Source organism: Shewanella khirikhana (assembly GCF_003957745.1).
In the GTDB taxonomy this organism is placed as follows: Bacteria; Pseudomonadota; Gammaproteobacteria; order Enterobacterales; family Shewanellaceae; genus Shewanella; species Shewanella khirikhana.
The window spans coordinates 692,719-715,339 of record NZ_CP020373.1 but is presented as its reverse complement, the minus strand read 5'-3'; the positions used below and the strand labels follow the sequence as shown (position 1 = coordinate 715,339).

At 55.9% G+C, this 22,621-nt stretch carries 18 protein-coding genes; 10 read left to right on the top strand and 8 right to left on the bottom strand.

Features of this window, described 5'->3' with window-relative positions; all coding sequences use genetic code 11:
* Window positions 1-179: 179 nt before the first annotated feature.
* The gene (locus STH12_RS03075; RefSeq protein WP_126166199.1) at window positions 180-1,106 is read right to left on the bottom strand and encodes a porin; all 927 of its coding nucleotides are present in this window, start codon (window positions 1,104-1,106) and stop codon (window positions 180-182) included.
* Window positions 1,107-1,398: 292 nt separating this feature from the next.
* Between STH12_RS03075 and rdgC the strand changes: the two genes are divergently transcribed.
* The 3 genes from rdgC to STH12_RS03060 all read left to right on the top strand — a co-directional run bounded on the left by rdgC (window position 1,399) and on the right by STH12_RS03060 (window position 4,130).
* The gene (gene rdgC, locus STH12_RS03070) at window positions 1,399-2,310 is read left to right on the top strand and encodes a recombination-associated protein RdgC (RefSeq protein ID WP_126166198.1); all 912 of its coding nucleotides are present in this window, start codon (window positions 1,399-1,401) and stop codon (window positions 2,308-2,310) included.
* Window positions 2,311-2,408: 98 nt separating this feature from the next.
* Window positions 2,409-2,837 carry a hypothetical protein gene (locus STH12_RS03065; protein ID WP_126166197.1) on the top strand — a complete coding sequence of 143 codons (429 nt, stop codon included), beginning with the start codon at window positions 2,409-2,411 and terminating at the stop codon, window positions 2,835-2,837.
* A 78-nt stretch (window positions 2,838-2,915) separates the two neighbouring features.
* A complete protein-coding gene (locus tag STH12_RS03060; protein WP_126166196.1) occupies window positions 2,916-4,130 on the top strand; it encodes an HD-GYP domain-containing protein in 1,215 nt (404 codons plus the stop codon).
* 68 nt (window positions 4,131-4,198) lie between these two features.
* Here STH12_RS03060 and STH12_RS03055 read toward each other — a convergent pair whose 3' ends face one another.
* From STH12_RS03055 to STH12_RS03045, 3 genes are read right to left on the bottom strand one after another with little or no spacing between them, the layout of a single operon-like run.
* Window positions 4,199-5,053, bottom strand: a complete 855-nt coding sequence (locus tag STH12_RS03055; protein WP_126166195.1) for a substrate-binding periplasmic protein — start codon at window positions 5,051-5,053, stop codon at window positions 4,199-4,201.
* A 26-nt stretch (window positions 5,054-5,079) separates the two neighbouring features.
* Window positions 5,080-5,700 carry a hypothetical protein gene (locus STH12_RS03050; RefSeq protein WP_126166194.1) on the bottom strand — a complete coding sequence of 207 codons (621 nt, stop codon included), beginning with the start codon at window positions 5,698-5,700 and terminating at the stop codon, window positions 5,080-5,082.
* Window positions 5,690-6,286, bottom strand: coding sequence for a sigma-70 family RNA polymerase sigma factor (locus STH12_RS03045; RefSeq protein WP_126166193.1), 597 nt, complete (start codon window positions 6,284-6,286; stop codon window positions 5,690-5,692). Before STH12_RS03045 ends, STH12_RS03050 begins: the two co-directional genes overlap by 11 nt.
* A gap of 312 nt (window positions 6,287-6,598) precedes the next feature.
* On the opposite strand from STH12_RS03045, the gene dauA reads away from it, so the two are divergent.
* The 7 genes from dauA (at window position 6,599) to STH12_RS03010 (ending at window position 16,676) form a co-directional block, all read left to right on the top strand.
* Window positions 6,599-8,344 (top strand): C4-dicarboxylic acid transporter DauA, encoded by a 1,746-nt coding sequence (gene dauA / locus STH12_RS03040; protein ID WP_126166192.1) that lies wholly within the window; start codon window positions 6,599-6,601, stop codon window positions 8,342-8,344.
* Between the two features lie 177 nt (window positions 8,345-8,521).
* Complete coding sequence (locus STH12_RS03035; RefSeq protein WP_126166191.1) at window positions 8,522-9,904, top strand: SPFH domain-containing protein; 1,383 nt, start codon at window positions 8,522-8,524, stop codon at window positions 9,902-9,904.
* Window positions 9,905-10,041: 137 nt separating this feature from the next.
* A complete protein-coding gene (locus STH12_RS03030; RefSeq protein ID WP_126166190.1) occupies window positions 10,042-11,184 on the top strand; it encodes a PQQ-dependent sugar dehydrogenase in 1,143 nt (380 codons plus the stop codon).
* Window positions 11,185-11,335: 151 nt separating this feature from the next.
* Window positions 11,336-11,827, top strand: coding sequence for a 5-(carboxyamino)imidazole ribonucleotide mutase (gene purE / locus STH12_RS03025; protein ID WP_126166189.1), 492 nt, complete (start codon window positions 11,336-11,338; stop codon window positions 11,825-11,827).
* Between the two features lie 2 nt (window positions 11,828-11,829).
* A complete protein-coding gene (purK, locus tag STH12_RS03020) occupies window positions 11,830-12,915 on the top strand; it encodes a 5-(carboxyamino)imidazole ribonucleotide synthase (RefSeq protein ID WP_126166188.1) in 1,086 nt (361 codons plus the stop codon).
* A gap of 169 nt (window positions 12,916-13,084) precedes the next feature.
* Window positions 13,085-14,317: a GGDEF domain-containing protein gene (locus tag STH12_RS03015; RefSeq protein ID WP_126166187.1), complete on the top strand. Its 1,233-nt coding sequence runs from the start codon at window positions 13,085-13,087 to the stop codon at window positions 14,315-14,317.
* A 52-nt stretch (window positions 14,318-14,369) separates the two neighbouring features.
* Entirely contained in the window at window positions 14,370-16,676 is a 2,307-nt protein-coding gene (locus STH12_RS03010; RefSeq protein WP_126166186.1) for a toxin-antitoxin system YwqK family antitoxin, read from the top strand.
* Between the two features lie 105 nt (window positions 16,677-16,781).
* Here STH12_RS03010 and STH12_RS03005 read toward each other — a convergent pair whose 3' ends face one another.
* The 4 genes from STH12_RS03005 to STH12_RS02990 all read right to left on the bottom strand — a co-directional run bounded on the left by STH12_RS03005 (window position 16,782) and on the right by STH12_RS02990 (window position 22,516).
* A complete protein-coding gene (locus STH12_RS03005) occupies window positions 16,782-17,396 on the bottom strand; it encodes a transglycosylase SLT domain-containing protein (RefSeq protein ID WP_126166185.1) in 615 nt (204 codons plus the stop codon).
* A gap of 114 nt (window positions 17,397-17,510) precedes the next feature.
* Entirely contained in the window at window positions 17,511-17,933 is a 423-nt protein-coding gene (locus STH12_RS03000; protein ID WP_126166184.1) for a hypothetical protein, read from the bottom strand.
* Window positions 17,921-19,561: a glutamate--cysteine ligase gene (gene gshA / locus STH12_RS02995; RefSeq protein WP_126166183.1), complete on the bottom strand. Its 1,641-nt coding sequence runs from the start codon at window positions 19,559-19,561 to the stop codon at window positions 17,921-17,923. The genes STH12_RS03000 and gshA overlap by 13 nt, the downstream gene beginning before the upstream one ends.
* A 117-nt stretch (window positions 19,562-19,678) precedes the next feature.
* Entirely contained in the window at window positions 19,679-22,516 is a 2,838-nt protein-coding gene (locus STH12_RS02990; RefSeq protein WP_126166182.1) for a M16 family metallopeptidase, read from the bottom strand.
* Window positions 22,517-22,621 lie beyond the last annotated feature (105 nt).

Sequence of the window (22,621 nt, the reverse complement as noted above, 5' to 3'; positions counted from 1 at the left end):
TTCTGTCAGTGAATGTCCACGCTGAACATTATTGGTCAGTTTTGTGACAAAAATATGAAGCAGCCCCATTATAGTGCCATATTTCCGTAAGAATTGTCATAATCAGACGAATTAACTATCTGTTTATAAAAATGAAAAAGGAGGCCTAAGCCTCCTTTCTTTTACGCATGAAGTTCTGATTAGAACTTGTGCTCAATACCAACACCGATGTAGTTGTCAGTGTCTTCAGCAGCTTCCATGTCGCGGCTGGTGTAGAAAGCGAACAGCTTGGTTGGCTTGCCCAGCTTGTAATCAGCACCGATAGACCAGGAATCACCTTTGTCTTCCATGTCCTGATACTGACCTTTCAGGGTCACGTCAGAGATATTGTAGGCAGCGCTTACCAGGTAACCGGTCTTGCTGTCGCCGTTAACTGATTTTTCTTCCTGCTGGTACATACCGCCCAGGATCAGGCCAGCCAGTTTGGCTTGTACAGTGGCACGCAGGATGTCGTAACCTTTTACTTCGCTGTCGTAAGCTACAGACGCGTAGAAGTTGGTTTTCTTCAGACCGGCATCACCGTACATGGCAGCCAGAGAGAAACCGTCTTCACCGGCCTGAGCCTTGGCACCTTCAGCGGCGTAGGTAGCACCTACTTTGAAACCACCGAAAGAAGGAGAAACGTAGGTTACAGTCTGTTCGATACGGTTTTCACCTTTGAACAGGCTCTTCAGGTCGCCTGACAGGTCGTTGAACTGGTCAACTTTACCCTGAGCGATTTTCAGCATGGTGTCGTTACGACCCACGGATACAGCACCGAAGTTGCCCTTCAGACCCACAAACTGGTTACGGGCCAGGAAGTTTTCCTTGGCATCATCGCCGGTGTTCACTTCATACTCGATGGTGTAGAAGGCTTCCAGAGAAGAGCTGAGTTCGAAAGCACCCTTAACACCCAGACGGGAAGCGTTGCTCTGAACTACAGTTTCAGATTCGCCGGCTTCGTCGTTGTTCTGTACAGAAACATTCAGCTTACCGTAAACGGTGATAGGCTCGGCAGCGTGTGCAGAAGCCAGTGAAGCCATGGTCAGCGCGGAAACAAGCAGAGTTTTGTTAAAAGCGTTCATCATTTAATCCTTGCGACGTTCAGTGCGTCTGGTTATTGGTTTGGAACGAGCGCAAGTTTGCAAGGCAAGTGTTTCAGTTTTATTTCAGTTTTTGCTCAAGTGGTTACATCTCCAGCAAGCGCGTAACACACATAGCCAACAATCGTTATATTTCAATACTTTATGTTTGATACAACTTTTAATGACACTTTTGTGAATTTGCTTTGCTGCCATCTGGCTGTCATCTCGATTTCCGGTTTACCCGCCACGGGCGATGGCTTACACTCGGGCTTTCGTTTCGTGGCCGAGTGCAATTATGTGGTTTAAAAATCTCACCCTGTATCGTTTTAACAAGCCAATCAACATCGACGCCGAGTCGCTGGAAAAGGCCCTGGCAGACTTTACCTTCAGCCCTTGCTCCAGCCAGGACATCAGCAAGTTCGGTTTCTCCAAGGCCCTGGGCAAACACGGCAGTGCCCTGGTTCACAGTGCCAATAACCGCCACCTTATCTGCGCCACCAAGGAAGAAAAAATCCTCCCAGGCCAGGTAATTAAAGAGGCGATGGAAGAAAAAGCCGGTCAGATTGAAGCCGAAGAAAACCGCAAGCTCACCAAAAAAGAGAAAGACGCGCTTAAAGAAGAAATCACCACCACGCTGCTGCCGCGCGCCTTCTCCCGCAGAAGCCAAATCCATGCCCTGATCCTGCCGGAAATCGAGATGATCCTGGTGGACAGCTCCAGCGCCACCAAGGCCGAAGAGCTGCTGGCACTGCTGCGTAAGGCCATGGGCTCACTGCCGGTGATCCCTGTGTCTTTCACCGTGCCGGTTGAACATACCCTCACCGAATGGCTCAAGGCTGGTGAAGCGGCGGCGCCCTTTATCATGCAGGATGAAGCGGAACTCAAGTCTGCCGCCGATGAAGGCGGTATCGTTCGCTTCAAACAACAGGTTCTGACTGAAGAAGAAGTGCTGGCGCACCTGGAAACCGGCAAGGAAGTGCACAAGCTGGCACTGCATTTCGGTCAGTCCATTGCATTGGTGTTGCAGTCTGACGCAAGTCTCAAGCGCCTTAAGTTCTCTGAAGAGTTCCGTGCCGGTAACGATGACTTGGGTAACGATGATCCAATGGCGCGCCTCGATGCCGACTTCGCCCTGATGGGCAGTGAGTTGGTGGCGCTGATGCACGCTCTGGTGGAAGCCCTGGGCGGTCTGCCCAAGGACGAGTAACCTCAATTCCACGGAAACAGGGCGCTGCGGCGCCCTGTTTTTTTTGGCCCCCTGACCTACACTCTGTGGATGGTTTGCCACTTTTGTGTGGAAATTCAATGGCCGCAGATAACGCCAACCCCCGCAGCGAACCGCCGGTGCCCAAGGCGGATGACTTAAGATCCAAGCTGCTGGGAAAGTTACCGACAGAGCTTGCCGACAGCTACAGTGACGAGCAGGTCGAAGGGATCCGTATTCTGCTTGGCGATCGCACCTGGGGCCGTCACAGCATCGACAGTCGCGGCACTTTTTCGCTGCCTTTTATGCGATGGCGCTACTACTGGGTATTTTTGCTCGGTAAAAACCGCCGGGCCTACACCCGCACCGAGAAGCATCTTTCGCTGGCATTTTTTGTCGGCTGTGTGCTGGCATTTTTACTCATTTCCCTGCTGCTTGGACTGCTGGGGCTGTATTTGCTCAAATCCATGCTCGGTATTGACCTCTTTTCAGAGACATCCCTTGGGATTTGGGACTGGTTTAAGAGTTGAAATCCCTTGCCACTATGGCTAAAACAGGGGTATTAATCTTTTTTTTACAAATTTACTGCATCCATAGGCTGACGCTGCATGTCCACACTGTCCAGGGACGAACACCCGACGGATCTTGCCCATTGGCGCCAAATCATCTTTCGCCGCCTGTTCGGGGCCATGGCGATCATTTGTATTCCCGTTTACTTCACCAGCGTTTACCTGTGCATGAAGCAAGGCTTCTGGTCCATGGTGGTGGTAGACACACTCGCCTACCTGATGCTGCTGGCCTTGCTGCTGTTCCCTGAACTGGAAGACCGCCAGCGCTACCTGCTGGGTAGCCTGTTGTGCTACGGCATAGGCGTGGCCTTTATCTGGGCTATAGGCCCCACGGGAGCAGGATTTTTCTGGCTGTTTATGTTCCCGCTTATCGCCACCTTGCTGCTTGGCAGTCGCATGGGACTCGCCTCTCAGGGCTTAGCGGCACTGACGCTGATCATCACCGCCATCGCCTATGGCAACCACTGGCTCCCCTGGCCACCACTGCCCGAGTACAGCCTGGAAATCTATCTGGTGGTGATGCTTAATTTTTTGGTTATCAACGCCATGCTGTGTTTTGGCACCGGCTACCTGACCGATAAGCTGGCACAGTCACTGGAGCGGACCAACGCCTCCAGACGGGCGACCGTATTGGGGCTGGCACGCGTTTCCAGTTACCGCACCAGCGAAAAAGCCCGGCACCTCGACCGGATTGCCATTGCCAGTGAAAAGCTCGCCGAAGCCCTGCTGCACTCGCCCCACAAGCCCGAAGAACTGACCCAGGAATTTGCCGAGCACATTGGCCTTAGCGCTACCCTGCACGACATTGGCATGATTGGTCTGCCGGACAGTTTGCAAAGCAAGATGCTGGAACTGACGCCCTCGATGGAGCACGACAGATACAAGCACACCCAGATTGGCGAGCGGCTGCTGGCGGATCTGCAAAAAGAGGCTCCCGATTGCATGCTGCTGGAGCTCGCCCGAGACATCGCCGCCTACCATCACGAACGTTGGGACGGCGAAGGCTTCCCGGGTAAGCTGCGGGGCAAAGCAATTCCGCTGGCCGCACGGATAGTGTCACTGGTGGATATCTTCGATGATTTGCTGTGCCACCCGGACGAGCGGCTGAGAATGTCCTTTACCGAGGCGCTGGCGCATCTGAAAGGGCTTAAGGGCACGGCATTGGATCCGCTGTTGGTGGATACCTTTTTGGCCGAACCCGGGATGAAAGCAATTTGGGAAGAGCCTGCCATATACCGTCAGGGCTCGGATTAAGCGGGCTGATTCAAGCGGCAATCAGCTTTTGACCGTCAACCGAGTATCAGTCGGCCAGTATCCGGCCGTCACTCTGCCATCACTGGGCCGGCACGCTCGCGGCCGGCACCGTTATCTGAATGTCCTTCTATCCGGCTTAACGAGATTTGCTCCCACTTGAATTGCAGCCGGGCGATTTCACCTTCTTCACCGGCCAGGCCAATGGCATGGTTGAAGGCGTCTACTTCCTCTTTTGACATGGATTCGCGGCTGAACATCAGGTGGATTTCACTTTCACTGAGGCGCACCGAGTGGCGATACAGATGCAACTGCTCACTCTGACTGGCGATATAGGGCAAAGACAGGGAGTCGCCGATCGCCAAATCACCGCGGCCACGGGCCAGCATCTGCACGCTTCTGAGTAGATCCGGGCTTTCCACCAGCAGGTCGCGGCGCAGCATATGGTCTTTATTTTGCTCAAAATCATCGCCATACCAACCAGCCTGGGGCACCAGCAGCTTGTGCTTGGCGGTCATCACTTGGGCCCAGCTGCTGATATCGTTTACCGATGCACTTTCCATGCTGAACAGGCTCACCACTTCCAGCCGATAAGGCAAAGAGAAAAACGCGTACGACACCCGCTCTTCCGTCCTGCTGGCCCCCATCATGATGTCGATTTTGCCCGAACGCATCAGCTGATGTGAACGCTTGGGGGGCATCTTATCAAACACGATTTCGCAGCCCGCCCGCTCAGCAAATACCTTCAGCAGCTCCACATCTAGCCCAAGCGCCGGACCGGCATCTTCAGACCAGGAATAAGGCGGCCAGTCGTTAAACCCCACGTGCAGCACATGGCTGCAGGCCGCCTGACTGGATGACAGTGGCAGCAGCCACGACAGCAGCACCAGTGCAACTGTCATTGTGCGTGCGGCGAACTCTGTCATCGTCACCTCCGAAAGGCTGGCCAATCTCAGTTGGCAACAACCCTGGCAAGAGCATCGAGACGCTGGCGTTGCGCCTCAGTCAGTTTATCGCGGCCAAGCTCCAGGGTATCAATCAGTTCCCTGGCAAGGATGGTATCGCCCGCATCAATGGCCGCGGCGATGGCATCCAGCCGCGAATCAATATCTCCCTGCAGCAGGGCATCGGCGGCAGGGTCAGTGTTGGCCGGCGCCGCCATTTGCATGGTTTCCTGTCTGGGCGCCATTTTCATCATCGCCGGGGCCGGTGCCGATTGTGCACCGGACGCGGCCTCGGGGGCGGACTCTTGCAGCGTAGCCGGTGTGGTGCCCATCATGTCACTTTCGGCCGGTACCGGCAGGCTGTCGCCAAAAAAGCTGAACCTTGGGTTAATCAGCACCAAGCTGACCAGCAACATCAGCGAGGCCGCGGTTGATATCACATAGGGGAAACGCCTTACCCCCTGGCGTTTCGCAGCAGGCTGCTGATGGGCATCCAGATGTCGCAGAGCGAGGGAACGGATTTCCTCATCGAGCCTGGCCGGCGGCATTTCCCGTGCCCCCTGACGATAAAGGCTATCCATTTCCTGCTTCAGCTCGGGGCTAAGCGCACTGTGAGGACTATCTTTCATCGTCATCCTCCCCCAGACGCCTGGCCACGCAACTGCGAAGGCTCTGGTAAGCATAGCGGATCCGACTCTTGGTCGCCTCAAGCGACACCGCGGCAATTTCACTTATCATCAGCGCAGTGAAGCCCATTTCGCTCGACAGCAAAAAGGCCTCTTTTTGTACCTGGGGTAATAAAGTCACGCAATGACGCAGCGCCTGCACCCGCTGCTCCTGTTCCAGCGAGCGGGCGGGCGTCATGCCGTCGGGCAACTCCTGCAACTCTTCTTCAAACGCATCGGCATCATCGAGGGGTTTAACCGCCCGCACATGGTCAATCAACAAATTGTGGGCAATGCGATACAGCCAGGTGGTGAACTTGGCACTGACCTCATAGGCAGGGGCGGCCTTAATAACCCGCCCCCAGGTCTCCTGATACAGATCTTCGGCCAGTTGGCTGTCGCCAATCTGACGTACAAAATAGCGATACAGGCCGCCACGATGACGCTGATACAGGGTGTCAAAGGCCTTGATGTCGCCCTTGGCGTAACGCTGCATCAGCAGTTCGTCTTCATCGTTACCCGGCAGTGAAATGGATTGGATTGCTGTCATGATTGCTCTGAAACCATAAATCCTGAAACCCAAAGGCCGGGAACAGCGCGGGGGGCCGTCCTGCCCTTTGATATGGCTAACTTTGATCTCAGTGTGCACAGCAGCCAGTACAAAGTCCATATTCACCTCGTATTTGTGGGTCTATGCTTATTAACGTAGCCCCACGCCAAAAGGGTTAATGAATTTGCCCGTTGGTGGCGCCGATTCCATCGAGGCCCCATAAACCGGAAAAATGACGACTCGCTCACACTTTGACCAGCTCGCCCTGACTACAATAATCGTCTTTGGCCGCACCCGCGGCAGGAAGCTTACATGCCACACCGCCAGCACCTTACCTCTCTAAGACCAGGCATCGCCCTGCGTCAAAGCCTGTTTGAGTCCCCCTACGGCCGAAAATCCCTGCTGGCAGATATCCTTGCCGGGATCACCGTGGGCATTATCGCCATTCCACTGGCCATGGCCCTTGCGATTGCCAGTGGCGCGCCGCCGCAGCACGGCCTGTACACCGCCATAGTGGCGGGCATCATTATTGCGCTCAGCGGCGGCTCCAGATTATCGGTATCCGGCCCTACCGCTGCCTTTGTGGTGCTGCTGGCGCCAATTTCGGCTCACTATGGTTTGGGCGGTTTAATGCTGGCGACCGTGATGTCCGGCGCCATTATGATGCTGATGTCGCTGATGCGACTTGGCAGGCTTATTCAGTACATTCCAGAGCCCGTCACCCTGGGGTTTACCGGCGGTATTGCCATTGTGATTGCCAGCTTGCAGGTAAAAGATCTGCTTGGGCTCAGCATCGAGTCGAGCGGCGAAGGCTTCTGGCCCCTGTGGCAGGGCATCATCCATGCGCTGCCCAGCAGCCAATGGCCCAGCGCACTGGTGGCTATCGTCACCCTGACAGTGCTGATTGGCTGGCCAAAACTCACCAGCAAGGTGCCGCCGCACCTGCCCGCCATCGTTATCGGTACCCTCACCGCACTGTGGCTCAGCGGCAACGGACACGCCGTAGACACCATAGGCTCACGTTTTTCCTATGCGCTGGCCGACGGTACCCTGGCGCCGGGGATCCCGCCCTTCCTGCCGGAATGGATTGCCCCCTGGCATCTCCCCGGCAGCGATGGCAAGCCACTGGCACTCAGCTGGAGCTTACTGCAGGCGCTGCTGCCCTCGGCGTTGGCCATTGCCATGCTGGGCGCCATCGAATCTTTGCTGTGCGCCGTGGTGCTTGATGGCATGACCGGCAAACGCCACAGTGCCAACAGTGAGCTGTTCGGACAGGGGCTTGGCAACCTTATCGCGCCTTTTTTCGGCGCTATTCCCGCCACAGCGGCCATTGCCCGCAGCGCCGCCAATGTGCGCGCCGGCGCCAAGAGTCCGCTGGCGGCAGTATTCCATGCTCTGACGGTGCTGGCCGGGCTTCTGGTGCTTGCGCCTGTACTGGCGTACGTGCCCATGGCTACCATGGCCGCACTGCTGCTGGTGGTTGCCTGGCACATGAGTGAGGCACCAAAGAGCCTGCACCTTGTGAAAACTGCGCCCCTTGCCGACGTGCTGGTGCTGCTCACCTGTCTGCTGCTGACGGTTATTTTTGACATGGTGATAGCCATAGGCGCCGGCATAGTGCTGGCTTCATTGCTGCTGATGGGGCAACTGGCCGCCACCACCCGGCTGGTGTCCCAGGACATGCCTTGCCATCCCGATGACGACCCGCCAAACGACTCACAAGCTGACACGGACGCCCACAGCAGTGCGCTCTATCGCATTGACGGACCGCTGTTTTTTGCCGCTGCCGACAATGTCTTCAGCGAGCTTTTGCATCGAAGCCAGGGCGTTCAGACCCTGATCCTTGACTGGCAAAATGTGACCTTACTCGATGCCGGTGGCGTGGCGGCGCTGGAGCGAACCTTGTCGCAGCTAAAAGCCGAGGGGCGCGAACTTCGTATCGCCTCTGTGCCCTTCCATGCCCTGCGGGTATTGGTGCGGGCTCGGGTGGCTGAAATCCCGGGGCTGCTGAGTTTTCATGCCGACCTCGCCTCGGCCTGTGCCCCCATCCACAAATGAATGCGGGCACGCCCTGCCAGGCTAAGCCTCACTTCATGGAAGGCGCGTGCAGATAAACAGCATAATATATTGAAAAATATTGGTAATAATCCCTTGTAAAAATCCATGACCGGGAACCGGGTTCCCGGTAACATGGACGCCGATTTTCATTTTCGGTTCAGCTTGCAAGGAAGACACATGGACGACAGCAACATCACCCGCGCCAAAAAGGCTCTCTCCCCCAAAGCCATTCTGCTCACCCTGGGTGCCATAGGTGCCGTGGCGGTGCTGAAGAGCTCAATTCTGATGACTGACGCCGGTTACACCTATGTTCATCAGAACAACATCACCGGGGCGTTGGATGTATTTACCGAGCCGGGCATCCACGTACGCATGCCGTTTTTATCCAAAATAACGCGCTACGATCAGGTAGTTACCGTCTCTTTCGGTAACAATCAGGGCGAAGCCTTTTATCAGCGACTCCCCTCGCTGCAGGTGCGGTTTGCCGACACCTACACAGGCCAGGTGCCCGCCACCTTCCGCTTCAAGTTGTCCCACTCCCCTGAGCAAATTATCCAGATGCACCGGGAGTTTCGCTCCAACGACAACCTGATTGAAACCATGCTGATCAAAAACGCCCGCAACGTGACCGTAATCACCGCGACACAGTACACCGGCGAAGAGTTCTTCCAGGGCGGCCTGAACCAGTTCAAGGCGCAGCTGGCGGATCAGCTCAGCAACGGTATCTACACCACCGAGCGTCGCCAGGTTGAAGTGGAACAGGTGGATTTGGTGCCGGTAGGCTTCGATCAGGACGACTCCAACAAGCTGCAGGCCACCAAACAACTGGTGTGGAAGACCATTCCTGTCACCGACAAAACCGGTCAGCCGGTGCGTCAGGACAACCCGTTAAGCCAGTACGGCATTACCGTGACTCAGGTGACCATTGGCGATCCGCAGCCGGAGGATCAGCTTGATAAACTGCTGACAGACAAAAAGAAACTGGTTGCCGAGCGCATCCGCACCATTCAGGAGCAGGAGACCTCCAAAGCCCAGGCCAAGACCGAGCAACTGCGCAAAGAAATTCAGCGTACCCGCGAGGTTCAGGATGCCCAGCGTGCCAAGGAGCTGGCGGTAATTTCCCAGCAAAAAGAAGTGGAAATCGCCCGTCAAATTGCCGAGCGGGAACTGGTGGAAGAGCGCAAGAAGAAAGAAATTGCCGCCCTTTCCAAGGCCAAAGAGCTGGAAATGGCCCAGGCCAACCTGGAAATTCAAAAGGCCAACGCCGCTGCGGCCTCCTTTGAGGCCAAGGCTATCCGCGAAACCGGTATCGCCGAGGCGGAAGTTCTGGCCGCCAAATACAAGGCCCTCGGTACCTACGAGAAAATCTACACCGCCGAGATGAACCGCGATGTGGCCAAGGTGTTGTACGAGAACCTGCCTAAGTTCAAAGTGGAAATGCCGCAAAATTATATTGGCGGCAATGGCGGCATGACCTCCAATCTGGATGTGATCACCGGCTTCTCGGCCCTTGGATTAATGGATAAGAGCAAAGAGCTGAGTCAGCAAACCAAACAGTAACGGCCTCTTTCCCATGTTAAACAGCGCCCCCCGGCGCTGTTTTTTTAACTGCACCTTTGGCATGCTTGATGGCATTTACCGATTTTGCCCATGGCGATGTATCCACTTGCCCATGGCAATGATTGCAGGAGAAAACCATGACATCAGGCAAACTTAGCCGCGCCCTGTTGCTGCTGGCGCTGACGCCTCTGCTGGCGACAGCCTACAGCAAAGAAGAAAATCAGGCCGTGCTGGATTTGATAAAACTGCCGCCGAGCTTTGAGATTGAAGTGCTCCATGATGGCTTTAAAAACTACCGCCAGATGGCGCTGACCGACTCAGGTATCCTTTACGTCGGTTCCCGCAAAGAAGGCAAGGTGCATTATTTTCCGCTGCCGGGTTCTGCGGCCGCCAGGGCAGGCGTGCCCAATGGTGCCATCAGCATGAAATTCACCATGCCATCGGGCATCGCCATCAAAGACGGCAACCTCTACATCGCCGATATCGGCAAACTCTACCGGGTTAAGGATGCTAAGCACCCCGGCAAGAGTACTCCCGAGGTTATTTTCGATAAACTGCCGGAAGATTTACACCACGGCTGGAAGTACCTTAAATTTGGCCCGGATGGTCGGCTCTACATCCCCATCGGCGCCCCCTGCAACATCTGTGATGCCGGGCCAAACTACAGCAAAATCATCAGCCTGGATTTGGACACCCTCACCACCAGGGACGAGGCCCTCGGCGTACGCAACAGCGTCGGCTTCGACTTTGCCCCGACCACAGGCGAGCTTTGGTTTACCGACAATGGCCGCGACATGATGGGCGATGACATGCCTTCCGATGAGTTGAATCAGCTCAGTCGCCGCGGCCAGCACTTCGGTTACCCCTATGTGCATCAGGGCGACACCCTTGACCCGGAATTTGGCACAGGTAAACGCATTCAGGACTATGAAGCGCCCAAGGCCAGGCTCGGCGCCCACGTGGCAAGCCTCGGCATGACCTTCTATACCCAAAAACAGTTTCCGCCAAAATACCAGGGCGGCATCTTTATCGCCGAACATGGCTCCTGGAATCGCAGCGAAAAAGTCGGCTACCGGGTGCGCTTTGCCAAGCTAAAAGACGGTGAGGTAGAAAGCCTGGAAACCTTTGCTGAAGGCTGGCTGCAGGGCGATGCAGTGCATGGTCGCCCGGCCGATGTGCTGGTGGCGCCCGACGGCAGTCTGCTGGTGAGTGACGATGGCCGCGACCGCCTCTATCGCATCTTCTACAGCGGCCATTCCGGCACAGAGAAAGGCAACTGAAAAGGCAGCGAAACCACGCCCGTCATGCTATCATTGCGCCCCATCTCGCCCTGGCAACGACTACCGAGGGGACTCCCCCGCCGCCAGGGCTACCAGTACCCTAGCCTGAAAACAGGCAAATATAATTAAAATCAGTCGTTAAGGAGTTATCATGCAAGCCCTCGTTGCTGTCGTAATGGGATCCAAGAGTGATTGGCCCACCATGGAAGCCGCCGCAGAGATCATGGATAAACTGCAGGTGCCCTACCATGTTGAAGTGGTCTCCGCCCACCGGACCCCGGACAAGTTAATGGACTTTGCAGCCACAGCTGCAGACAAGGGCTTTCAGGTGATCATCGGCGGCGCCGGCGGTGCAGCCCACCTGCCAGGCATGCTGGCCTCCAAAACCCGTCTGCCCGTGCTGGGCGTGCCTGTTCAAAGTAAGGCTTTGAACGGCATGGATTCCTTGCTGTCTATCGTGCAAATGCCAAAGGGCATCGCCGTAGGCACCCTCGCTATCGGCACAGCCGGTGCCTTTAACGCAGGTCTGCTGGCCTGTCAGATCCTTGCCAACAACGATGCTGCCCTCGCCGAGCGTCTGGAAGCCTTCCGCGCCGAGCAAACCCAAAGCGTACTGGAAAATCCGGATCCGAGGGACGCGTAATCATGGCAAACAATAAGCGCGTTTGGGTACTGGGCAATGGTCAGCTCGGTGCCATGCTGTCCCACGCCGGTCAGCCGCTGGCAATCGATGTGCTGCCGGTGGATATCATGGCCCCCAGCGATGAAAAACTGCCGCTGGCCGATGATGACATCATCACCGCCGAGCGTGAGCAGTGGCCCGAGTCCAGCCTGAGTCTGCAGCTCTCCACCCACAAAAACTTCATCAATGGTCCTGTGTTTGGTCGTCTTGCCGACCGCTATACCCAAAAATCCTTGCTGGATGAGCTGAAGGTTGCCACCGCTCCCTGGGAGCTGGTGGATAACGACACTGACGTCAATGCCCTTTATGGCAAGTATGGCGAGCGGGTGCTGATGAAGCGTCGCACCGGTGGCTACGATGGCAAGGGTCAGCATTGGCTCAAGCAGGCCGAAAATGGCCAGATCCCCGCCGACTGGCGCGGTGAAGCCATTGCCGAGCAAGCCATTAATTTTGATGAAGAAGTATCTGTTGTGGGCGTTCGCACTCACAATGGTGAGTGCTTCTTTTACCCGCTGACCCTGAATCTGCATCAGGACGGCATTCTGATGGCATCTGTGTCACCGCTGCCAAGGCTTGCGCCACTGCAGGCCGAGGCCGAAGCCATGCTCGGCACCATCATGCAGGGCCTCGATTATGTGGGCGTAATGGCCATGGAATGTTTCCGGGTTGGCGACCACCTGCTGGTGAACGAGCTGGCGCCGCGGGTACATAACTCGGGCCACTGGACCCAGGCGGGCACCCATATGGATCAGTTCCAGCTGCACCTGCGCGCCCTGTGCGACCTGCCTATTCAGCAGCCTCAGGTGAACTTCCCCTGTGTGATGGTTAACCTTATCGGTATCGACAAGGACGACCGCTGGCTGAGCCTGCCCAATGCCGAGCTGTTCTGGTACGCCAAAGAGGTGCGTCCGGGCCGCAAGGTAGGTCACCTGAACCTGTCGGTGCACAATGCCGCCATGCTCGAAAGTAGTATCACTCAGCTGAAAAGCTGGATGCCGGAGCAATATCAGGCACCGCTGCAGTGGATCCTCGATAACGCCGACTTTTAACGAGGCGCATCCCTCCCGCGCGGCTCTGACGGAGTGTGCCGGGAGCATCAGCATCAAAGCCCCGAAATGTCGGGGCTTTTTTATGACGTTTGTGCTGTATTTGGCCTGTGCAACCGCCGGATTTCCTCCGTATAATGGTCGGGCCAGAGATTCGATATGGATATTTTCAGTGAAGCAACGGGACAGCCTCAAGCGCAAACGCATCGACAGCCTTGGTCTGGGTTACCACCTCACATTATTGCTCATCCCTCTCTCAGTATTTATCGGGATTTTTTACCTCTTCTCCCCCAAGGGGTCTTTGCCGTGGATGATTTTGACCCTGGTGTGCCTGGTGTATCTGGTGGGTTACAGCCTCAGCTATTACCTGCATCAGGGCCGGTTGCAGCGGCTGTGGGAACACCTGGAACAGGTGGTCAATATCAACGATGCCACCTTCGAACTGGTACATTTGTCCAGCCAATACAAGGATGAACACGCGTTTCTGGATGCTCTGCTGACCAAGGCGGTAAATGTGATCAATGGTGCCGAAATGGGCAGCATTATCCGGGTTGAACCCGACAGCCATAAGCTGATGTTTGAATCCAGCGTCGGGCTGGATCTCGAGCGGCTGCGACAAATTGATTTCTCGCTGGAGCAGTCATTTGAGTATCGTCTCACCGATGGCCGCTGCGACCGGGTTGTGGTGGTGGACGATATGCGTCACGTCAACGCCGAAAGCACCCTGACCAAAGCCGAGCAGGAAATACTGCTCACCGCCGCGCACCAGCCGATCCGCTCCACCCTCTCAAGCCCCATCCATATCGATGGCAAGCTGTATGCCATGTTAAACCTCGACAGCAGTCAGCTGAGTGCCTTCAGCGACTACGACCGCAATCTGGTGGCCATTCTTACCCACGAGGCGGCCAATGCGATTTCGCTGTATCAAAAGTCCCGCGAAATTTATCGGCTGGCCAACTTTGATGCGCTCACGGGGCTGTTCAATCGCCGTCACTTTGAAGACAGCTTGGCGCAATGGAAACACAACCGTGCCTTTGGCAGTTTCCTGACCCTGATTGATATGGATAACCTCAAGACTATCAACGACATTATGGGTCATCAGGCAGGCGACGAAGCCCTGGCACAACTGGCGTCGGCACTGAAACAGCACTGGCCCCAAAGCAGCCTTATCAGCCGTTTTGGCGGCGATGAATTTGCCATTATTTCCCATGGCCCTGAGGATGCGCTGCAGGAGCGACTCAATAAATTGCAGGCGGCGCTGGCAGCGCTCGACAAACCGATTTCTGTCAGTGCTGGGGTAGCGCCCTTCACAGGCCAGTTTGCCCAAAGTTTTAAACTGGCGGATGAGCGCATGTACGAGCACAAGCGGGCCCGCAAACTAAGCCGTACCCAGGCCTCGCAATAACAGGCAGTCCCGGCCGGATGGCTGGGCAAGGACAATCCACAAGGAAGATAAGATGTATCCAAAGTTAACGGCAGCCATGCTCGCCACCACACTGCTGTTGCACCCGGCGCCGATAATGGCCGCCGAGTCTATTGCGCTGCAGCTGGTTGATGTCCGCACCCAGGATGGCCTGAGCCGTTATTTCAAACGCACCACCGGCCAGCCATTGCAGGGTGAAGTAACCCTTAACCATGAAGACGGCAGCTTTACCCAAGCCCAGTTCAGCGACGGTTTGCCAAATGGCAACTGGCACGCCTTCTACAAAAAAGACACCCCGATGATCCGTGGCCAGTTTGCTCAAGGCAAACAGGAAGGCGAATGGCAGCTGTTTGCCCTGCAAGGGGGCATGGTTGAGCTGCAACGGTTCCAACAAGGTCTGGCCCACGGCAAATGGCTGCGCTACAGCCCCGAAGGCGATGTAATTGAAGAGCGCCAGTTCGAGCTTGGTGACAACACCGAAATCAAGCGTTTTTACCCCAATGGCCAGCTCGAGTCGCAGGAGAGCTATCGCCAGAACTTACGCCACGGGAAGTGGCTGAGCTTTTATGAAAACGGCAACCCACAGCGCAGCGCCACCTTTGTGGACGATTTGGCAAGCGGCGAGCTGACCGAGCAGTATCCTTCCGGCAGTAAACGACTGCAGGGCCAATACGATAACAAGGGCCAGCGCACCGGCAGCTGGCAAACCTGGGACGAGGCCGGCAGACTGGCCAGCCAAACCCAATACAGCAACAACCAGAAAAACGGCCAGGAGCAGCACTTTTACCCCGACGGCCAGCCCCAAAGCCAGTGTGAGTTTCTGGACAACCTGCCCCACGGTGAATGCCAAAGCTTCAGCAGTGAAGGCTTGCAGCTGTCCAAAGAACATTTCTATCGCGGCAAGCTCGATGGCGAGCAGCTGTATTACAACGATGAAGGCACCCTGACCGCGAGCCTCAACTACAAAGAAGGCCTGAGCGCCGGGGTGCAAAAACGCTTCCACCCCAATGGTAAGCTCGCCAGTCTCGAAACCCTGGCCGATGACAAACCGGCCGACAATGGCCAGTACCCGCGGCATGGCAAGCAGGAGCGCTACGACCAATATGGACAGCTGCAGGAGTCAGTCACTCTGGCCCGAGGCCTGCGCGAAGGCGAGTATCAACGCTATCAGGGCGACACCCTCGCGGAGTCCAGCCACTGGAAAGCCGATATTCGCCACGGCGAAAGCCGCCGCTTCCATAAAAATGGCAACCTGGCGTCGCTGGATGAATATCAGGACGGGAAAGTTAACGGTAAGTCCGAGCGTTACTTTGAAGACGGCAAACCCCAGTATCAGGGGCAGCAGCGCGATGGCCAATGGGTGGGTAAGTACCAAAGCTTCTACCGCGAAGGAACAGTGCAGGAACTCAAGCATTACGCCCAAACCAAGCCTGAAAACGCCTCCCAGTATCCACTGGATGGGGAATACTCCCGCTGGTACGCCAACGGCGATTTAACCGAAACAGGCCAGTACAGCAACGGCCAAAAAACCGGGCTGTGGCGCCAGTACGCTGACGGCAAAGTCAGCCGTGAGCAGGAGTATCTGAACGGCAAACGCCACGGCAAATTCACCGAATACTATCAGGGTCGGCGCCGCAGCAGCGGTGAGTACCGGGACAACCAAAAGGAAGGTGAATGGACTCAGTATCGCTACGAAGAGAAAGACCCGACCTTCGGCCCTATTCCCGAAGGCAACGTCTACAGCAAGACCCAGTTTCGCGCCGGTAAACCCCATGGCACCGAAGAGCTGTTCGCCTTCAGTGGTGTGCGTTATCGCCTGACCACCTGGGAGATGGGCGTGCAAAACGGTGATTATCAGGAGTTTTATGTCAGCAACGGCCAGCAAGAAGCCAGCGGCAAGCTTATCAAAGGTAAAAAGACCGGCCAGTGGCAATACTGGTACGAAAACGGCCTGCAAAAGCTGCTCGTGAGCTACGACAATGACAAGCTCCAAGGCCCGCGCAAAGAGTTCTTCCCCGATGGGCAGCTCATGGCCGAGGGTGACTACCAGGATGACAAGCCAAACGGCAGCCACAAGCAGTATTACCCCACCGGCACCCTGAAAGCAGAAGAGTTCTGGATTGCTGGCTACCGCGAAGGCGAAGCCCGCTACTTCCACCCCAACGGCAAACCTTCAGAGCAGGGCAGCTACATCAGGGATAGAAAGGAAGGTCAGTGGCTGAGTTTCTGGCCCGGAGGCGAGAAACGCATTCAGGGCAGTTATATTGCCGACCGCCAATCCGGCGACTGGCAGTTCTTCGACCAGTTCGGCAAGCTGATTAAAACCGAGCACCATAACTGACAATAACGCCTGCTGGCGCAAAAAAGGGCATTCCAGATGAATGCCTTTTTGTTTCAGTGAGTTATTGAAGGATTAAAGCGGTCAAACCCTCATCCAATGGCAGGTTCAGCCAAAGAACAGCCGGTACAGCCAGGATGAATCCAGCTCTTCTTTACAGCCCTTGTACTGGGCGGCATAACGGCGGGAACGCTCGTCCACCTTGGCGGCCACCTTAATAAGCCATTTCTTGGATTTGTGAGTGCCGCGGCGATAACCACCCCAGCCTTCGTGATAATTCAAATATTGCGCGCGGGCATCCCACTTGGATACACCGTTGATTTTATGCGTTTTGGTGATGAACCAGCCCATAAAATCCATGGCATCGTCAAAGTCGCTGCGACTCGACCAGCTGTTGCCCGTCTCACGCACATAATCGTCCCAGGTCATGGTTTTGGCCTGGGCGTAACCATAGGCATCACTGGCACGGCCAATGGGGATAAAGCCCAGAAAATACTCCATCGGCGGCGCGGCGTTGTGTTTGAACGAGCTTTCCTGATACATCATCGCCAGCGGCACATGCACAGGCACGCCCCACTTTTCCTGGGTATCCAGCGCCGCGTCGTACCAACCACGGTGCTCTTTAAAAATGGCGCAAATATTGTCTGGGTCTTTGGGAGGCGAAGTGGCACAGCCGCCAAGCAGCAGTGCCAGTGGAAACAGCAGAATAACGGCCTTTGACATAGCGCTTCTCTTTATATCAGGGATAGCGTTCACAGGGAGCTTGAGTGTCCCATGTCATTGATTAAGATGCAATTCAGATAAAGCTAACTGAGGGGTCGATCGCGAAGGAGACGCTTAAGGCGTCTCTATCTCACATTCTGCGGCTTCGGTTTGCCAAATGACCGGCTCCCAAAAGTCAGCATCTTTGCCAAAGTAACGCTTATCGTCCTTAAAGCGGGCGGCAAAGTGATAGCGGGTATTGGCCGCCACATCGACTTTAAGGGTCTTTTTCTGATGGGCCTCGGGCGCCACCCGCAAATCGACCGCATCAATCAGCTCCACCAGGGTCAACTCGTAATTGCCCGGTGCCAATTGATAATTGGGCCGGGAGATCACCGGCGTACCATTGAGGTGAGTGACGATAGCGCGGTAGAGGCGCTCATTTTCCGGAGGGTCCTGATAACCGGATACCCAGCCGCACTGACGACTGGTATCCACCTGACTGGCACAGCCGCCAAGCACGGCGACAGCAGCCAGTCCAAGCACTAGAGCGCGCATGGTACGTCCTTGAAATAGTCACGCAAAAAGTCATCAAAATTCTGGGTATCGGCAGCTTCAATCTCACGCTGGGCTGTCAGCGACGACGCTGCCTCGGCCAGATAATCCGCTTCGGTTTCGTCGCTCAGCGGATAGGTGAGGAAATAATCCTGATACTTGGCGGCAAGGCCCATCACAAACTCGCCATGGTCGTGCCCTGCTTCAATCACCGCCTTGTGCACCCGGCCCGACAGGGTAAACGACGGATCCAGCACCGCTTTATGCCAGTGGCCAAGGGCCTCGGCGTACACGCTGCTATCACCATCGAGCAGGCTGGCAATCTTGCCAAGCTCGCCAAAGAGCTGTTCGAGCCAGTCTTTGATATCAACCGCTTCGCCATGGCGACGCAGCATCAGTCCGGGCTTTCTGCCCTCGTGGATAACCGCCTTGAGGTTGGCGGCAATCTCGGCCTCGCCGCAGGCATCTTCCTTGGGAGAGTCGGCCAGCAGGCAGTAGAGCAGGAACAAGTCGAGGAACCGCAGCTGTGATGCTTCAACGCCCACAGGGCTGAAAGGATTGACATCCAGTGCCCGCACTTCGATGTACTCAACCCCTGCCCGCGCCAGCGCTTCCGAGGGTTTCTCACCCTTGCGGGTTACCCGCTTGGCACGGATGGGCGCGTAAAATTCGTTTTCAATCTGCAGCACATTGGCATTGAGCTGACGGTATTCGCCATCCACTTTAACGCCGATTTCGGCAAAATGGGCCGATGGCAAACAGATGGCGGCGCGGATGCCATCGAGGTATTCCGCAAGCGAGTTATAGCTGATATTCAGGCTGGCCTGTTCTTTGTTGGTATAGCCAAGGTCGCTCATCCGCAACGAAGTGGCATAGGGCAAATACAGGGTGCCGCGTTCGGTCTTTTCAAACTGCACGCTGGTTTTCTGGCCCTTGAGGAAAGACGAGCACAGCGCTGGCGATGCGCCAAATAAATACGGCAACACCCACACCAAACGGCGATAGTTGCGGATAAGGCCGAAATAAGACTCGGAAATAAAGTCGCTCAGGCTAAGCTCGCAGCCCTTGATGGCATGCAAGCGCGGCCAGAGTTCATCGGATACTGAAAAGTTAAAGTGCACGCCGGAAATAATCTGCATCAACGGACCATAGCGGTAAGTCAGGCCCTTACGATACAGGGTCTTCATCTTGCCGGTGTTGGAGCTTCCGTAACGGGCGATGGGGATGTCTTTTTCATCACCGACAAAGCAAGGCATGCTTACCGGCCAGAGTTTCTGCCCGTCGAGGTGACGCAAGGTATAGGCATGGGTTTCGGTGAGCCCGGTGAGCAAGGCGTCGATATCGCCATTGACCGGGGTAATGAACTCGAGCAGGGCCTCACTGTAATCGGTGGTGATCCGGGAGTGGGTCAACGCTGAGCCCAAGGCTTCGGGGTGAGTATCCATCGCCAGATTACAACAACTGGTGATGCGCAGTGCCTCTCGCTCCAATCCCCGTCTCAGGCCCGCCAGAGCCTGACGTCCTTGTGCATCGGAGAGGGCCCCGAGCGTCTCATTGAATACTGTCAATTGATTCTTCCTGGTTGCAATGGCGCGCGGCGCCGCCGTACACAGCAGACCCGAATGGCGCATCCGGTCTTTCGGCTTTCGTCCAAAATAATGCTATTTGCCAGTGGCGGCAAGAAACACAAGCAAGGGTGGCGAAAACGCCACCCTTGCTAACTGCCATATGGGGTCTTGGCGACTGAATTACAACGCCAAATCCTTAACTGGATACCCCAACGCCTTGAGATCTTTCTCTATGCTGGCCTTATCGCCCACCACAAAGATTACCATCTCATTGATGTTAAGGTGCTTTTTAGCCAGAGCATCGATTTCGCCCTTGCCAATACCGGCAACAATTTTGTCCTGCTCAGAGGTGAAATTGTCGGCCAGCTGATAACGCTGGATCATCCGCATAAAACCGGCTTTCTGGTAAGGCGTTTCATAATCCAGCGCCTGCCCCTGAGAGATGGAACTGCGCATAAACTCAAGCTCATCGGCTCGGATCCCGCCATCGCGATAACCGGAAATCTCCTTAATGAACTCGGAAACCGCCGGCGCAGTCACATCACTACGCACACTGGCAGTGGCGAGGAACTGGCCGGTTTCAAGCCCACCACGGAAGCGGCTGCGGGCACCATAGGTGTAGCCCTTGTCTTCACGCAGATTAAGGTTGATGCGGCTGTTAAAGGCGCCGCCCAGCGGATAGTTCATCAAACCGGCCTTGAAGTACTCACCGGTGGCATCAAACGGCAGCGATACCTTACCGATGGAAATCACCGACTGAGCCGCACCCGGCTTGTCCTGCACATAGATGGTGCCACCGTCAAGCTGTGGCAGTGCGCCAAGAGCCGGCAGCGACATGGCTGTGCCCTGCCACTCACCAAGGGCGTTGAGGGAGCGCATCAAAGATGCCTTGGGCGCACTGGATACCGCCACTATCTGGGCGTTACCGGCACGGTACTGGGCATCATAGAAGGCTTTCACATCATCCAGGGTCAATGCCTGCACCGACGCTATGGTGCCACCGGCATCCACACCCAGAGCATTGTCATTGCCAAACAGCAACCGGGCAAAACCTGTGCTGGCAAGATAGTTGGGGTTTGACTGAGAATGCTTAAGCCCCTGCAGGGTTTGCTGTTTGACCCGCTCAAAATCGGCAGCTTTAAAACCTGGAGTCAGCAGCTTTTCTTTCAGTACCGCCAGGGTGGCATCCAGCTTGTCGGTCAGCGCCGAAACCTTAATTTCACTCTGATAATCGCTGGCAGAAAACTGCACCGAAGCGCCCAGCAGTTCAAGCGCCTGGGTCAGCTCTTCACTGGAGCGTGAGGCGCTGGACTCGTTCAGCACCGCCGCGGTCAGATTGGCGATACCCGCCTTGCTGACATCGGCCAGACGGTGACCACCGGCCAGGTACACCACGATTTCGGTGGTGGGCGTTTCACGGCTCTCGGTGCCAAGCACGGCAATGCCATTACCCAGATTGTCGCGCCACAGGGTGGGCACTTTCAGCTTGGGCGCCTCGCCGCTTTTGGGCATCACACTTCTATCGAAGGATGACTTGGCCTCGGCCACCTTCAGCTCGCCGTCGATGGCATGGGCTGCCACCTGAGGCGCGGGGGCGACAAAGTTGTCTTCGGCGGCAATCAGGGCTCCAGCGCCTTCCGGCACCACGCTCATCACCACCATGGGCTTGCCCTTAACGTATTGATTGAATACGCGAATAACATCTTCTTTGGTAACGCTGGCGTAGCGTTTCAGATCCTTGGCAATCATGTTGGGGTTGCCGTAGAAGGTCTGGTTGGCAGCCAGAGTCGAGACTTTGCCACGCACACTCTGCAGGCCAAAAATGGTGTCGGCTTCAAACTGCACCTTCACCTTTTCCAGGTCTTCATCGGTCACACCGCGGCTTTCAAACTCGGCGATGGAGGCACGCAGCTTAGCTTCGGTTTCTTTAAGGCTGCCACCTTTGGCTGGGTTGGCGAGGGCAAAGAATGACAGCTCACAGGAGAGTTCACGGCAAGGATGGCTCACGCCCGCCTGCACCGCATAACCTTCTTTCACCAAGTTCTTGTACACCAGCGAGGTTTTGCCGCCGCCAAGAATATTGGCCAGCAAATCCAGCGCGGCTTCATCCTGATGACTGCCATAAACGGTTGGCAACGCCATGCGGATCAGTGGCAGGTGTACCTTGTCTTCCATCGACAGATATCTGTCTTTATCCAGTGTTACCTTGGTCTTTGGCAGTGGTTCAACCTCTGGGCCACGGGGGATATCGCCGAAGTATTTGTTTACCCAGGCCAGGGTTTGCAGCTCATCGAAGTCACCGCCGATGGTCAGGGTGGCGTTATTGGGGCCGTACCAGCGCTGGAAGAATTGCTTCACGTCGCTAAGCTCGGCGCGGTTCAAATCATCCGGCCAACCAATCACGGGCCAGGAGTAAGGATGACCCGCCGGATACATGGCCTGGCTGAAACGCTCGTACATGCGGCCATAGGGCTGGTTGTCGATACGTTGGGCACGCTCGTTTTTCACGGTTTCGCGCTGCACTTCGAATTTCTCTTCGGTCAGCGCCGGCAGGAAGAAGCCCATGCGGTCCGATTCGAGCCACAGCATCTTTTCCAGCTGATTGCTGGGCACTGTCTCGAAATAATTGGTGCGATCTGTGTTGGTGGTGCCGTTGAGGGTACCGCCGGACTCGGTGACCACCTTGAAGTGCTGCTCATCGGCGACGTTTTCTGAGCCCTGGAACATCATGTGTTCAAACAGGTGAGCAAAGCCGCTGCGGCCAGGCAGCTCACGGCCTGAACCCACGTGGTAAGTCACGTCCACGTGCACCAGTGGATCTGAGCTGTCCTGATGCAGAATGACCGTCAGACCATTGGCCAGCTGGAATTTTTTGTAGGGAATGCCTACGCCAGCCTCAGTGGCACTGACCGTTTCCAGCAGCGTCACCCCGGCGGGTAAGGCGAGTGAGTCGGAAGAATGCTGGGCACAGCCCGCAAGTGCGGCCGAAACGGCGGCTGCGAGTATCCATTTTTTCATTAGCTATCCCTTATTTTACTTGTAGTTAGTCACCAACAGATCTGCTCGACTATAACAGAGCCCCCCACTGGGCCATTATGATTTTGTCTGCCTGGGTTGTAAAAA